At 34.1% G+C, this 14,653-nt stretch carries 13 protein-coding genes and 1 tRNA gene; 3 read left to right on the forward strand and 11 right to left on the reverse strand.

The features are described 5' to 3' along the window. The first annotated feature begins 201 nt into the window (after nt 1-201). Nucleotides 202-1,101, forward strand: coding sequence for a TIGR01777 family oxidoreductase (locus HMPREF3264_RS09455; protein ID WP_070873177.1), 900 nt, complete (start codon nt 202-204; stop codon nt 1,099-1,101). 31 nt (nt 1,102-1,132) lie between these two features. Further along, nucleotides 1,133-1,315 carry a hypothetical protein gene (locus HMPREF3264_RS09460; protein WP_002441562.1) on the forward strand — a complete coding sequence of 61 codons (183 nt, stop codon included), beginning with the start codon at nt 1,133-1,135 and terminating at the stop codon, nt 1,313-1,315. A 215-nt stretch (nt 1,316-1,530) separates the two neighbouring features. On the opposite strand, the gene clpP is transcribed toward HMPREF3264_RS09460, so the two are convergent. Next, nucleotides 1,531-2,118: an ATP-dependent Clp endopeptidase proteolytic subunit ClpP gene (gene clpP, locus HMPREF3264_RS09465; RefSeq protein ID WP_002441560.1), complete on the reverse strand. Its 588-nt coding sequence runs from the start codon at nt 2,116-2,118 to the stop codon at nt 1,531-1,533. 191 nt (nt 2,119-2,309) lie between these two features. On the opposite strand from clpP, the gene HMPREF3264_RS09470 reads away from it, so the two are divergent. Next, a tRNA-Arg gene (locus HMPREF3264_RS09470) sits at nt 2,310-2,381 on the forward strand. A 65-nt stretch (nt 2,382-2,446) separates the two neighbouring features. Here the strand turns inward: HMPREF3264_RS09470 and whiA are convergent. From whiA to HMPREF3264_RS09520, 10 genes are all read right to left on the reverse strand, one after another. Continuing rightward, nucleotides 2,447-3,391 (reverse strand): DNA-binding protein WhiA, encoded by a 945-nt coding sequence (whiA, locus tag HMPREF3264_RS09475; protein WP_002441558.1) that lies wholly within the window; start codon nt 3,389-3,391, stop codon nt 2,447-2,449. 126 nt (nt 3,392-3,517) lie between these two features. After that, complete coding sequence (yvcK, locus tag HMPREF3264_RS09480) at nt 3,518-4,510, reverse strand: gluconeogenesis factor YvcK family protein (RefSeq protein WP_002441556.1); 993 nt, start codon at nt 4,508-4,510, stop codon at nt 3,518-3,520. Continuing rightward, nucleotides 4,507-5,418, reverse strand: a complete 912-nt coding sequence (rapZ, locus tag HMPREF3264_RS09485; protein WP_002441553.1) for an RNase adapter RapZ — start codon at nt 5,416-5,418, stop codon at nt 4,507-4,509. The genes yvcK and rapZ overlap by 4 nt, the downstream gene beginning before the upstream one ends. A 171-nt stretch (nt 5,419-5,589) precedes the next feature. Continuing rightward, complete coding sequence (gene trxB / locus HMPREF3264_RS09490) at nt 5,590-6,552, reverse strand: thioredoxin-disulfide reductase (RefSeq protein WP_305367120.1); 963 nt, start codon at nt 6,550-6,552, stop codon at nt 5,590-5,592. Nucleotides 6,553-6,596: 44 nt separating this feature from the next. Continuing rightward, nucleotides 6,597-8,036, reverse strand: a complete 1,440-nt coding sequence (locus HMPREF3264_RS09495) for a tetratricopeptide repeat protein (RefSeq protein ID WP_002441549.1) — start codon at nt 8,034-8,036, stop codon at nt 6,597-6,599. Further along, a complete protein-coding gene (locus tag HMPREF3264_RS09500; protein WP_070873279.1) occupies nt 8,036-8,530 on the reverse strand; it encodes an acyltransferase in 495 nt (164 codons plus the stop codon). Before HMPREF3264_RS09500 ends, HMPREF3264_RS09495 begins: the two co-directional genes overlap by 1 nt. Nucleotides 8,531-8,538: 8 nt before the next feature. Further along, nucleotides 8,539-9,375 (reverse strand): prolipoprotein diacylglyceryl transferase, encoded by an 837-nt coding sequence (gene lgt, locus HMPREF3264_RS09505; protein WP_002441545.1) that lies wholly within the window; start codon nt 9,373-9,375, stop codon nt 8,539-8,541. Nucleotides 9,376-9,381: 6 nt separating this feature from the next. Continuing rightward, nucleotides 9,382-10,314, reverse strand: coding sequence for an HPr(Ser) kinase/phosphatase (gene hprK, locus HMPREF3264_RS09510; protein ID WP_002441542.1), 933 nt, complete (start codon nt 10,312-10,314; stop codon nt 9,382-9,384). A 392-nt stretch (nt 10,315-10,706) separates the two neighbouring features. After that, nucleotides 10,707-13,541, reverse strand: a complete 2,835-nt coding sequence (uvrA, locus tag HMPREF3264_RS09515; protein ID WP_070873181.1) for an excinuclease ABC subunit UvrA — start codon at nt 13,539-13,541, stop codon at nt 10,707-10,709. 7 nt (nt 13,542-13,548) lie between these two features. Continuing rightward, a partial coding sequence (locus tag HMPREF3264_RS09520; RefSeq protein WP_176746832.1) for a helicase-related protein occupies nt 13,549-14,653 on the reverse strand: 1,105 nt, incomplete at its 5' end.

Here is a 14,653-nt window from a genome sequence, read left to right on the forward strand (position 1 = left end):
ATGGGGTATACTCATACTAATTAAGAGATGTTTAATTAATTATCGAAGGTACAAGTTCATTATAACTGATATCTTTTAATTTTAAATGCAAATTAAAAAAAGTATTTGACATCTTATTGGCTAAAAAATGTATAAAATTTGAATATCAATAATGACTATCAATAAGGTTAGCGCTTTAATTTTTCAAAATGAGGTGAAATAATGAAACACTATTTAATTACAGGTGGAACAGGAATGGTAGGTTCCCACTTAGTAAATGAAATCAAGCAAACCGATGCACATATTACGATCTTAACAAGACAAGATAAAACTTCGAACGACGCTAAGATTTCATATGTCAATTGGTCAAAAGAGGGTTGGCAAGAGAAAGTTCCAGATATCAATATTGTCATAAACTTAGCAGGTGCCACTCTCAATAAAAGATGGACAAAATCACATAAACAAATCATGATGGTAAGTCGCATCCAATCAACCCAAGCTTTATATGAATTATTTAAAAATCGTACTCAAAAGCCTGAAGTGTTATTTAATGCTAGTGCGATGGGATATTATCCACCAGATTTATTTTATAGTTATACTGAATTATATAAAACATTACCTTTTGATTTCTTATCAGATGTTGTTTATCAATGGGAACGCTTTGCGAATAAATTCAAAGACTTCGGAACTCGCGTAGTCTTAGGAAGATTCGGACTTATTCTTTCTGATGATGGCGGTGCATTGCAAACAATGGAATTACCTTACCGTTTCTATGTAGGTGGTAAATTAGGTTCAGGACAACAATGGTATTCATGGATTCACATTAATGATTTAATTAGAGGAATTTTATTCACAATCGGTAATAAAGATGCACATGGTCCATTTAATATGACAGCGCCTATACCTGAAAGACAAAATTTATTTGGCTATACTTTAGCACGCGCAATGCACAAACCTCATGAAACATGGGCGCCTAAATTAGCAATGCGCTTAGTTCTAGGTGAAATGTCTACAGTTGTTCTCGATACTCAAAAGGTTCTACCGAATAAATTACATGCACTTGGTTTTGAATTTAAATTTAACAACTTGAAAAATGCTTTAGATGATTTAGTTAAAGCATAAGAAATAACTACGTACGAAGAAGGTTTATACAATGAAAGACAATCAATTAACTTATATTTTGTTAATTATTGCTAGTATTTTATTAATTTTAAATGGGATTTTTGCGTTTGAACATACAATAGCAATGATACTACTTTCTTTGCTATTTATAATTATTGGAGTAGTGTTATTAATTGTTGTTGTACGCTTAATGTTCAAAGGAAAGAAAAACTAAAATAGAGACAGTCTATGATATTGTCACTATTGGCATATGAAGAGGCGATGACGCGCCTCTTTATGTTTCATAACACTATAAATTGAAATATAAAGACTGTCAGAAGAGTTTGCAGGGGCGATGATATGAATTCTTAACTTCTAGAATTCTATATCGCCCCTTTTTTCATAAAAAAACTAGGACATTAGAAATGCCCTAGCCTCGAATTTTATTTACTATTTACCTTCTGGTTCCATGACTTCATCAATTAAACCATATGATTTAGCTTCTTCTGCTGTTAAGAAGTTGTCACGGTCAGTATCTTGTTGAATTTTTTCAATTGATTGACCTGTACGTTCTGCTAAAATACGATTTAATTTTTCACGAGTTTTTAAGATATGGTTGGCAGCAATTTCAATTTCAGTTGCTTGACCTTGTGCACCGCCTAATGGTTGGTGAATCATTACTTCAGCATTTGGTAAAGCAAAACGTTTACCTTTAGCGCCAGCTGCTAGTAAAAATGAACCCATTGACGCAGCCATACCGATACAAATAGTTTGAACATCTGGTTTAATATGTTGGATAGTATCATAAATGGCAAAACCAGCAGTTACACTACCACCTGGTGAGTTAATATATAGGTAGATATCTTTTTCAGAGTCTTGTGCTTGTAAGAATAATAATTGAGATACAATTGAATTTGCTACATTATCATCAATTTGAGAACCTAACATGATAATACGGTCTTTTAATAAACGTGAATAAATATCATATGCGCGTTCACCGCGATTTGTTGTTTCTATAACTGTAGGAATTAAATTCATCTATTTTTCCTCCTTGTAATAACTGTTATAAATTATTTTACCTTAAAAGTCAAAAATGGTCAAAATATTCAACTTTAAGTTTTAAAATTTCAGTTTGACGCTTAACTCTAAGATTTGTAAACTAGAATTATCGTTTTAATTGTACTGTTATCAACTTCTTTAGTACAGAAAAATGATTCTACCCTCATTTACCCCTCGTAGTGTAATGGATAACACATGAGATTCCGGTTCTTATAATAGAGGTTCAATTCCTCTCGAGGGGGTACCTATAAACATCAAAGACATAACAAAGCAGGTATTTTTGAACCTCGTTCAAAGATACCTTTCTTTATAATTCAATTTGTTCACCATTACGAATTTTGTCTGCTAGCTCATTTAACTTTCTCAATCGATGATTCATTCCAGATTTAGAGATAGGTCCTGTTGAAATCATTTCTCCTAATTCTTTTAAAGATATTTCTTGATGTTCTACACGTAATTTAGCTACTTCTCTCAATCGATCTGGCAAATTATCTAAGCCTATTTCTTCATCTATTAGCTGAATACTTTCAACTTGTTTCATCGCAGCACTAACTGTTTTATTAAGATTAGCTGTCTCACAGTTTACCAATCTATTAACCGAATTTCTCATATCACGTACGATTCTCACATCTTCAAATTTAAGTAATGCTTGATAACCACCGATTAAACTTAGAAAATCTGAGATTTTTTCCGCTTCTTTTAAATAAGCAATACTTCCTTTTTTCCGCTCTAAATGTTTCGCATTTAATTCATAGCTATTCATTAATTTAGTTAAGCCTTCAGAATGATTCTCATATTGAGAAAATATTTCAAGGTGATAAGATGACGTCTCTGGATTATTCACTGATCCACCTGCAAGAAATGCCCCTCTTAAGTAACTACGACGCATTTCATCATCTTTAATCATATTAGGGTCGATTTCATGAGTGAAGACGCCCTCTTTGAGAATGCCTAAATCATTTAAAATTTCTTTTGCTAACATTTTAGTGCGACAAATATAAATATTATTTTTCTTTAATTTCATCTTTTTTCTAACTAATATTTCAACTTCTACATTGAAAATTCGTTTGATAAGAGAGTAAATACGACGAGCGGTTGTCGCATTCTCAGTCTGTACATTGATTACAAATTGCTGATTCGATAAACTAAGTGCGCCATTCATACGAATTAATGCACTGAGCTCTGCTTTAGCATTTGCTTCATCTACTTCAATGCGTGTTAATTCATTTTTCATGTCGGATGCAAAGCTCATAGAACACTCATTCCTTCCTAAATCAACTCTATTTTAATCTATGTATGGTCGACATAGAGATTATGAATTTTAATTATTAAACACACGTAAGTTATCATATCATAAACGTTTCTATTGCCAATACTATTAACGTTTACGATTCGGATTAAATTGAATTGTACTAGTTAAGTCTAATGCCAATTCATATATCATTTTTGATAGAACTTTAGTATTATGGCGTACGAGATGTGTATCTGAAACTTCAATTAAATTTGAAGCCGTTAAAACTCTTATTCCGTTCTTTTTCAACTCTTCTTTATTAACTTTAACTGGTTTAGAGTTTTGTTCTTCATAACGACGTAAGGTAGCTTGGCTATATTTTTCATTACTACAAATGACAAAGTCTACAAAATCTTGACCAACCTGCTGACAAAGGGCATCAATATGTTCTTTCACATCATAATTATCTGTCTCGCCTGGTTGTGTCATCACATTTGAAACGTACAGTTTAGGTGCTTCGGAACGTAGTAATGCTTCAGATATCCCCTTCACACATAGATTCGATATCACACTCGTATACAATGAACCAGGACCGAGCACAATTAAATCAGCGTGTTCAAGTGCATTTACCGCTTCTTCCATCGGCTCGACATCTCCAGGTTCTAGGAATACGCGGTCAATTTTTTTATGCGTATTTGGGATATTCGTTTCACCACATACAATTTCTCCATCTTCCATCACTGCATTAAGTTGAACACTTGTGTTTGTAGATGGAATAACTTGCCCTTTAATATTTAAAACTTTACTTAATTCTTTAATCGCATGCCCGAAATCATTCGTAATACTTGTCATTCCGGCAATAACTAAATTACCTAAAGAATGCCCGTCGACTTGATTTTCTCCAAAACGGTACTGGAAAAGTTGAGTAAGGATGGACTCTGAATCACTTAAAGCTGCAATGACATTTCGAATATCACCTGGTGCAGGAATATCCATCACATCTCTAATTTTCCCAGTGCTACCTCCGTTATCAGCAACAGTTACAATAGCAGTAATATCTATGGGGAATTCTCTTAACCCTCTAGCTAAAACGGATAAACCTGTTCCTCCACCTATAAGTACTACTTTTATTTGTTTCATATTTTATCTCCACTTTCGATATGCGCATCTCTATGATGCACATAAACATTGTAATCAAAAATCTCATCAAGATATTCGCCTAGACGTTTCGCTAGCGCAACTGAACGATGTTGACCACCTGTGCAACCAATTGCGATAACAAGCTGTGACTTCCCTTCTTTTTTATATCCTGGAATCATAAATTTTAAAAGGTCAGTCAACTTATCAAAGAAGATTTCTGTTTCTTTCCACTTCATGACATAGTTATACACCGGTTCATCAAGCCCCGTCAGTGGACGTAATTCTTTAACATAATATGGATTAGGTAAAAATCTCACATCAAAGACTAAATCAGCATCCATTTGTATACCATGTTTAAAACCAAAACTTGTTACATTAATACTAAATGTTTCGAAATGATCATCCAGATAAAATTTACTAATGCGTTCCTTTAATTCTTTCGGTTTTAATTGCGTCGTATCAATGACATAATTCGCAATACTTCTAATTTCAGAAAGATGTTTACGTTCTTCATTGATTGCTTCTATAAGAGAGCGTTGCCCTTGTTCATTTAATGGATGGGCTCTTCTAGATTCTTTATAACGCGAAATGAGTTTTTCCGTTTTCGCTTCTAAAAACATGACATCCAAGATGACATCATTACGACTTTTAATAATGTCTATCTCTTTAATTAATGATTTGAAAAGTTCTTTCCCTCTCAAATCAATGGCAATCGCTACTTTTTGTAAAGAGGGATTCCCCTGCTCCATTAATTCTACAAATTTTGGTAACAAGACCGGTGGTAAGTTGTCTACACAGAAGAATCCCATATCTTCGAGACTTTGAATCACTAATGATTTACCCGCGCCAGACATTCCTGTAACAACTAATAATTCACTTTTGCCTATTTCATTTTCGTTGTTTTTCATTTTAAAAGTCACCGCCAATTCAATTCTTCAGTCTATCGTTGATTCTATTAAAATAATCTTATCACACTCGTATATCCAAAGGAATGTACTTTCATATTTAAAAAAGCTAGAACAATTGATCACGAATTGAAATCATCATCAATGTTCTAGCTTCTTGTTAGATTTTAAAAATTACGCTTCAAGTTTATCTTTGAGCTCTGTGATATAGTCAGTCGCACTTTGCGCAGCAATACTACCGTCTCCTGTTGCAGTTACAATCTGACGTAGGCCTTTATCACGAACGTCCCCAGCAGCAAAAATACCAGGCACGCTTGTACTCATATCAGCTTTAGTCACAATATAACCATTGTCGTTAGTAATTCCTAAATTAGTAAACGGTGCTGTTAATGGTTTCATACCGATATAAATAAACACGCCATCAGCATCGTATGTTTGTTCAGAACCGTCTTTCGTAGATTCTAAAGTAACTGATCCTACTTTTCCATCTTTTTCATTGATTGTTTTTAACGTATGGCTCCAAATAAAGTCAACTTTTTCATTTTTGAAAGCACGTTCTTGTAAGATATTTTGCGCACGTAACTCATCTCTTCTATGAACAATTGTGACTTTATCAGCAAATTTAGTTAAGAATGTTCCTTCTTCGACTGCTGAGTCACCGCCACCGATAACAAATAAGCGTTTGTTTTTAAAGAAGGCACCATCACAAACAGCACAGTAACTTACGCCTCGTCCACCAAGTTCTTGTTCACCAGGAACACCGATTTTTTTATATTCTGCTCCAGTTGAAATAACTACTGCATGAGCTGTGATCTCTTTGTTACCTAAGTTGATAACTTTATAATCACCTTTATCTTCTATAGATTTAATATCTCCATATTGATATTCCGCTCCAAATTTTTTCGCGTGTTCAAACATTTTAGTAGATAAGTCTGGACCCGTAATCATTTCAAAACCTGGGAAGTTTTCCACTTCTTCAGTATTAGCCATTTGTCCACCTGGCATACCACGTTCAATCATAACTGTTTTTAAATTTGCACGAGATGCATACACTGCTGCTGTCATACCGGCAGGCCCCGCACCAATAATCGCTACGTCAAAATCTACTTCAGTCATTTTAAAATGCCTCCTAGTTATTAATCATTATGCGCATTATATACCATACCATTTATTTCATAAATTTAAATGCTCATTAAAAACTCAATCGTTTTATCTAATTTATAGCGTGTCACGTCAAAATAATCAATTATTTCTTTTTTGGTCAATGCATTGTTCGTATGTCGATAGAACATATATACAAATGCGGCAAGGTATCTATCTACATCAGCTAAATCTACCTTTTCAGAGATAATCGCCTCAGCTTGATCAATCCATTCAATAAATAATGTTGTATCATATTTCAAATTCTCTAGGTTATAAAGTTTTAACATCCCTCTATGAATAAAATCTAATTTATTGAGCGTCAATCCTTGCACGAGATAAGTAAGGTATAGCTTTTCATAATCATTCATTGACTCAAGAATTGACCAAATCTCTTCCGTCATTAATATTTCTTTACCATTGAGTTGATTTAATAAAAAGATTCCATATAGTCTATAATGACTGTCATCATCTAATAGTAATGGGAGTATTCGTTGATTGAAAACAGATTTACTTTCTTCAAGCACCCACGGCGCATATCCTACGTCGACTTTGGAAATTTGTAATAGTTTATTCCAAAATTCTACACTTTCATCTTTATTACCTAGGTAATAAAAGTTAAAGCTCAATGCATTATACATTTGAATGGATAAAAATTTACCTTTTTTATATAGAGGATAAAGTAAGTTTTGAGATGCTTGATATTGTTTTAAATAACTTAGGACAATACCCAGTTTAAAACTTTCATCGTCATTCATTGGAACTACTTTATTCAATATTTTAAGATATCTCTTATATTTATCCATTTCGTTCGTATTATAAAGTAATAGTGTGTAGTGACATAATGCATGAACATCTGAGTTATCTTCACTCAGTAATTCTTCAAACATCTCTTTGGCTGTTTCATACTCACTTAAATATAAGTAACACATTGCAAGTAAATTACGAATGACGCGATGAGATTGAATATGTTCATCTTGGCTTAAAATATATGCACGTGCGTCAGTTAATCTTCCTTGAGAGAATAAAAACTGGAATAATAGTTGCGTCGTAAATAATTGAGCTTCTAATTCAATTTTGTGCTCACTTGTATACGTCACTTCGAATGTTTTTTCAAGAACTTCCCTAAATTCTTGGTCATTTGTTAAAAGTACATAATTAATACCAAACAAGAACGCCTTGTTTGGTTCATTAAGTTCTATATTTAATTGACTGAGCTCATAAAAACTATCTGCTACATGAAAGTCATTAACAATATTCTCGTAAAATAGGTGCTCAGCCTTTCTCCCAAGGTTTAATTTCGTTAAACATTGAGCATAATGTAGTTGTATATCGTAATCTTCAGGTGACAATTCAAGCACTTTCTCATAATAGTCCGCTGCTTTTTTATAGTCTTGTTGTTGCCACTTTTGCGTAGCCATCTTACGATAAAATGCTTCATCAAAAATCATTGGAATAATTTTATTGTCTGCATGTGCCATTAATTGTCACCTCCTTTATAAACTTTAATTTGCATAGGATTACCATATACAAAACTGTCATCTGGTACATCTTTAGTAATTACGGTACCAGCTCCAATCTTTACATGGTTCCCTATTTTAACACCCGGCAATATCGTCACATTTGCGCCAATTAAAGTGTGGTCGCCAATGTGAACTTTGCCATATCTCCACTCGTCGACGAGCACCTCATGCGTTAATATTGTTGTATTATAACCAATAACACTATTATTGCCAACAGAAATTAACTCTGGATAAAACAAGTCAGGTAAGACTTTATAAGCAAAGGCTGTGTTTTGACCCACAGTCATTTTTAAAAATTTACGGTATATATGACTTTTGAAATTCATACTTGGTATAAACCACGACACTTCAATAATCACCGTCTGTTTGAATACTTTAGGAAACTTCACTATTTGATATATTTTCCATAAGGGATTAACGTTGTGATATTTTTCTTTATTTAATCGTCTCAATATAACCACTATACCTTTTTGCCTGGCCACGTTAATGGTCCAGCATTTTTAAATGTTGAAGGTTGATACTTAATTCTTCTATAAATAATTAAAATAATACTTATTACGATAAGAATCACTGAAACAAGTTGTGCCACTCGAATATGACTTGTAAGCATTAAACTGTCTGTTCTCAAACCCTCGACAAAGAATCGTCCAATAGAATACCAAATAAGATAGCCGAAAAATGTTTCCCCTAATTTCAAATGCTTTCTTAATGTGATTAAAATAATGAACCCAAGCACATCCCAAAGAGACTCATATAAAAATGTAGGATGATAATACTGACCATCGATGTACATGTTTCTAATAATAAAATCAGGCAAATGTAGGTGTTCGAGGAATGCTTTTGAAACAGGTCCACCATGCGCTTCATGGTTCATAAAGTTCCCCCATCTGCCAATACCTTGAGCCAAGATAATACTTGGAGCGACTATATCTCCAATTTGGAAAGGGTGAAGATTTTTGGTTCTACATACAATGATACCTGTGATAAAACCACCTATTAAACCACCATGGATGGCGATACCTCCATGCCATATTTTAGGTATCTCTCCTGGATTTTCCATGTAATACGGCCATTGGAAAATAACAAAATACAATCTAGCTACTATAAAACCAAAAATGGCACTATAAAATATGATATCTATTAAAGTATCTTTATGTAACCCTACATTCTTAAGTGCGGCTTGCGCAATAAAATAACCTAATAAAATGCCACAAGCAATAATGATGCCATACCAACGAACATGGATAGGTCCAATGTTAAAGGCAACTGGATCGATATAACCTAGCGTTAAACCCATTTCATATTACTCCTCACTTTTATGACTATTGCGAACAATCTCTTCATTTAGTCGTTCGCTAAATTCTTCTGCTGTATTAATCCCCATGATATTAAGACGATAATTCATTGCAGCAACTTCAATGATGACTGCGACGTTACGACCTGGTCTAACAGGGATTGTCTTTTTAGTAATTTCAGTATCTAGAATCTTTAGGGTTTCTTCGTTTAGCCCTACGCGATCATATAATTTATCTTTATTCCAATTTTCTAAATTAATATTTAAGCGGATTTGCTTTTCAGTGAGAATAGACCCTGCGCCGAAAAGTGTCATAACATTGATTATGCCGAGACCACGAATCTCTAGTAAATGTTCGATTAACTTAGGTGGCTTTCCTATTAATTCATCTTTAGTAATTTCTTTGATTTCAACATTATCATCAGCAACTAGTCTGTGACCACGTTTCACTAACTCTAATGCTGTTTCACTTTTCCCTATACCAGAATCACCTGTAATGAGTACACCAACGCCATAAACATCTACAAGCACACCATGGAGAGATGTTGTTTTAGCCAATTCATGTTCTAAAAATGTAGTTAATCGACTCATTAAACTTGTTGTGGCATCTTTCGCTATGATAATCGGTGTATGTAATTCTTTAGCAGCATTCACTAATTCTTCAGGGGGAGTTAATCCACGCGTAACAATAATTGCGGGCGTTTCTGGTCGGCACAATTTTCTCATTCTTCCTTCTTTTTCTTCATCAGGAAGTAAGTTATAAAATGATAGCTCTGTAGTTCCTAATAATTGAATTCTATCAGAAGCATAATGAGAGAAATAACCTGCCATTTCTAAACCTGGACGTGAAATGTCTGTATTCTTTATTGGTCTATCTAAACCTTGTTCACCGGCAATTACTTCTAAATTAAGCGTATTAACCAATCTTTCTGTTGTTAACATGGGTTCACCTCAATTTTCAATATCCCTTCATTTCTATTCTCTATTCTATTATCATATCAAAAATAAACTCACAATCTATATTAAAATGATGCTTTAAAATATAAAACATTCTTAAATGACTATTAACTTGAAAATTTTAAGTCACAAATTCTTTTGCTTTTTGAAAATGAAGCACTGGAGGAATTGCAATGAATGACTCATAAAAGTGTCAATGCGTCTCTGACTTAAATCGATATTGATCATCATATAAAAACTAAGAGAGACTAAAACGCATCTGTGGTTCGTGCCCCTTCAAAGTTTGAGTTGTTAAATTAGCTACTTTGTAAGGAACATTTCATTGCATTCTAGTCTCTCTTTAGTCATTCTATTTCAAGTTTATAATATGAACTAAACTATTCAACACTATCTCTTTCTAATACTGGTTTCAAGTACTTTCCAGTATACGAATCTTTGTTTTGTGCTATTTCTTCAGGTGTACCGGTAGCAACAATGGTACCACCGCCATCACCGCCTTCAGGTCCAAGGTCAATGATATGATCTGCTGTCTTAATAACATCAAGATTATGTTCAATAATTACGACGGTATCTCCATTTTCCACTAAACGATTTAAGACCTTCAACAAGCGACTGATATCATCCACGTGTAAACCTGTCGTAGGTTCATCAAGAATATAAATTGAACGACCTGTTGAACGTTTATGCAATTCAGATGCAAGTTTCACACGTTGTGCTTCACCACCTGAAAGTGTTGTTGCTTGTTGTCCTAAAGTAATATAGCCAAGTCCTACATCTACTAGTGTTTGTAGTTTTCTCTTAATTTTAGGTATATTTTCGAAAAAGTGTGTTGCTTCTTCAACCGTCATTTCTAAAACATCTGCAATATTTTTACCTTTGTAAGTGACTTCTAAAGTTTCACGATTATAACGTTTACCATCACAAACTTCACATGGAACGTATACGTCAGGTAAGAAATGCATTTCTATTTTAATGATGCCGTCACCTTTACAAGCTTCACAACGGCCACCTTTTACGTTAAAACTAAATCTTCCTTTTTGATATCCACGTATTTTCGCTTCATTTGTTTGCGCAAAAACATCGCGAATGTCATCAAATACACCAGTATAAGTTGCAGGATTCGAACGAGGCGTTCTACCGATTGGAGATTGATCGATATCAATAATTTTATCTAAATGATCGATACCATCAATTTTGTCATAATCTCCAGGTTTAACTTTGGATTTATTAATTTTTTGAGCAAGAGATTTATATAAAATTTCATTTACTAGTGAACTTTTACCTGATCCTGATACGCCAGTAACTACTGTCATAACTGAAAGCGGAAAATCAATATTAACATCTTTAAGGTTGTTGCTACGTGCGCCTTGAATACTAATTTTCTTATCTGTTATTTCTCTTCTATGTTCAGGTACATCGATACGTTTTTTACCACTTAAATATTGACCTGTTAAAGATTTTTTATCCTTCATTACTTTAGATGGTGTACCACTTGATACGATTTCTCCACCATGATTACCAGCGCCAGGGCCAACATCAACTAAATAATCTGCAGCTCTCATCGTATCATCATCATGTTCTACAACGATGAGTGTATTACCTAAATCACGCATTTCTTTTAAAGTATTAATTAAGCGATCATTATCTCTTTGATGCAAACCAATGGAAGGTTCATCTAAGACATACAAGACACCTGTCAATCTTGAACCTATTTGCGTTGCAAGACGAATTCGCTGTGCTTCACCACCTGATAAAGTACCTGACGAACGATTTAGCGTCAGATATTCTAAACCTACATTATTTAAGAAAGATAATCTTGAAATAATTTCTTTTAAAATTTGATTTGCAATCGCTCTATCTTGTTCGCTCAACTCAATGTTTTCATAATATTTCAAAGCATTTTTAATTGAGTATTCTACAACTTCGCCAATATTTAATCCGCCTACATATACTGATAAAGCTTCCTTGCTTAAACGTTTACCATGACATGTTTCACATGGTAATTCTGTCATATATTTACTCATCATTTCACGTGTATATTCTGAAGGTGATTCATGATAGCGACGATTAACGTTAGGAACAACACCTTCAAACACCATTGTACGTTTACGTGTTCCGCCATTTCGTTGTTTGAAAGTGAACTCTATCTCCTTATCACCAGAACCGTTCATTAAAATATCTTTTTGTCTATCTGTCAGTTTCTTATAAGGTTTATCCATGTTAATTCGATACACTTCGCACACACGTTTTAAAAGTGTTGGATAGAAATCTGAGCTTGTAGGTTCCCACGGTTCAATGGCACCTTCATTTAAAGTTTTATTTTTATCTGGCACAACTAAGTCTAGGTCTACTGTTAGCTTTTGACCTAAGCCATCACAAGTAGGACAAGCACCGAATGGACTATTAAAACTAAACATTCTAGGTTCTAATTCACCAATTGAAAATCCACATAAAGGACATGCATGGTTCTCAGAGAACTTGAGTTCTTCTCCATCGATAACATCAACTGTTAAATTTCCTTCAGCTAATTCTAAAGCTGTTTCAATTGAATCAGCTAAACGCGTTTCTATACCATCTTTAACTACTAAACGGTCTACAACGACTTCTATTGTGTGATTTTTATTCTTATCTAACTCTGGGACTTCATTAACATCTACGATTTCTCCATCTACACGAAGACGTACATACCCCTTCTTGCCGATATCTTCAATTAATTTTTCATGCGTTCCTTTTCTATGGGACACAACTGGGGCAAGTAATTGTATTTTAGTGCGTTCTTCAAGCTCTAAAATTCTGTCCACCATTTGTTGAACCGTTTGCGACTCAATTTCTATGTCATGATAAGGACAATAAGGCTTCCCAACTCGAGCATATAGTAGACGAATATAGTCATAAATCTCCGTAACTGTAGCTACAGTTGAACGAGGATTTTTACTAGTAGTCTTTTGATCGATAGATATCGCAGGCGATAAACCTTCAATTGTATCTACATCTGGTTTATCCATTTGACCTAAAAATTGACGAGCATATGCACTTAGCGATTCCACATAGCGTCTTTGTCCTTCAGCATAAATGGTGTCGAACGCTAAGGAAGATTTACCAGACCCTGAAAGCCCGGTCATGACAATAAGTTTATTCTTAGGTAATTCAATGTCTACCCCTTTTAAGTTGTGTGCACGAGCTCCTTTAACTACTATAGACGGTCCTTTCATTTAAACGTCACCCTTCTGCTTTTAATTCAAATAACATATCTCTTAATTCTGTTGCTTTTTCAAAGTCTAAATCTTTAGCTGCTTTTTTCATTTCTTTTTCTATATTTTCGATTGTTTTTTGTCTTTCTTTTTTAGTCATTTTCTTAGGTAGTTCTGTTTGTTTCTGTTCGTTCGTTTCATCACTTTCCACTGTAGCACTAATGACATCATGTATTTTTTTGTTAATTGTTCGTGGCGTGATACCATATTTTTCATTATGTGCCGTTTGTATATCCCGACGTCTTTGGGTTTCATCAATTGCATATTGCATGGAATCAGTGATTTTATCGGCATACATAATAACTTCACCTTTATCATTACGGGCAGCACGACCAATCGTTTGGATAAGTGAACGATTTGAACGTAAAAATCCTTCTTTATCTGCATCAAGAATTACTACTAATGAAACCTCAGGTATATCAATACCCTCTCTTAGCAAGTTAATACCTACAATTGCATCATATGTGCCCATTCGCAAGTCACGAATAATCTCAATTCTTTCCAATGTTTTAATCTCAGAGTGAAGGTAATTCACTTTAATTCCCGCTTCTTTCATGTATGTGGTTAAATCTTCACTCATCTTTTTAGTTAATGTTGTAACTAAGACGCGTTCATTTCGCTCTACACGTTCTTGGATTTCACTTAATAGGTCATCAATTTGATTTTCAGTTGGTCGAACATCCACTTTAGGATCAAGTAATCCTGTTGGACGGATAATTTGTTCTACCATCTCATCAGTATGTTCTAACTCATATGGTCCTGGTGTTGCAGATACATACACTAATTGTTTTGTTTTATCTTCAAACTCTTCAAATTTAAGTGGGCGGTTATCTAGCGCGCTTGGTAAACGGAAACCATGATCTACAAGTACTTGTTTACGTGCTCTGTCACCGTTATACATACCACGAATCTGCGGTAACGTAACGTGTGATTCATCAATCATTACAAGCCAATCGTCTCCGAAATAATCAAGTAACGTGTATGGTGTAGAACCTAAAGGTCTTAATGTAAGGTGAACCGAATAGTTCTCGATTCCTGAACAGAAGCCCATTTCTCTCATCATTTCTAAGTCA

Origin of the sequence: Staphylococcus sp. HMSC62A08 (assembly GCF_001839105.1) — a bacterium.
In the GTDB taxonomy this organism is placed as follows: domain Bacteria; phylum Bacillota; class Bacilli; order Staphylococcales; family Staphylococcaceae; genus Staphylococcus; species Staphylococcus caprae.

Coding starts and splice junctions, on each gene's coding strand:
- HMPREF3264_RS09455 (WP_070873177.1), top strand. CDS start 202: ATGAAACACTATTTAATTACAGGTGGAACAGGAATGGTAGGTTCCCAC.
- HMPREF3264_RS09460 (WP_002441562.1), top strand. CDS start 1,133: ATGAAAGACAATCAATTAACTTATATTTTGTTAATTATTGCTAGTATT.
- clpP (WP_002441560.1), bottom strand. CDS start 2,118: ATGAATTTAATTCCTACAGTTATAGAAACAACAAATCGCGGTGAACGC.
- whiA (WP_002441558.1), bottom strand. CDS start 3,391: ATGAGCTTTGCATCCGACATGAAAAATGAATTAACACGCATTGAAGTA.
- yvcK (WP_002441556.1), bottom strand. CDS start 4,510: ATGAAACAAATAAAAGTAGTACTTATAGGTGGAGGAACAGGTTTATCC.
- rapZ (WP_002441553.1), bottom strand. CDS start 5,418: ATGAAAAACAACGAAAATGAAATAGGCAAAAGTGAATTATTAGTTGTT.
- HMPREF3264_RS09495 (WP_002441549.1), bottom strand. CDS start 8,036: ATGGCACATGCAGACAATAAAATTATTCCAATGATTTTTGATGAAGCA.
- lgt (WP_002441545.1), bottom strand. CDS start 9,375: ATGGGTTTAACGCTAGGTTATATCGATCCAGTTGCCTTTAACATTGGA.
- hprK (WP_002441542.1), bottom strand. CDS start 10,314: ATGTTAACAACAGAAAGATTGGTTAATACGCTTAATTTAGAAGTAATT.
- uvrA (WP_070873181.1), bottom strand. CDS start 13,541: ATGAAAGGACCGTCTATAGTAGTTAAAGGAGCTCGTGCACACAACTTA.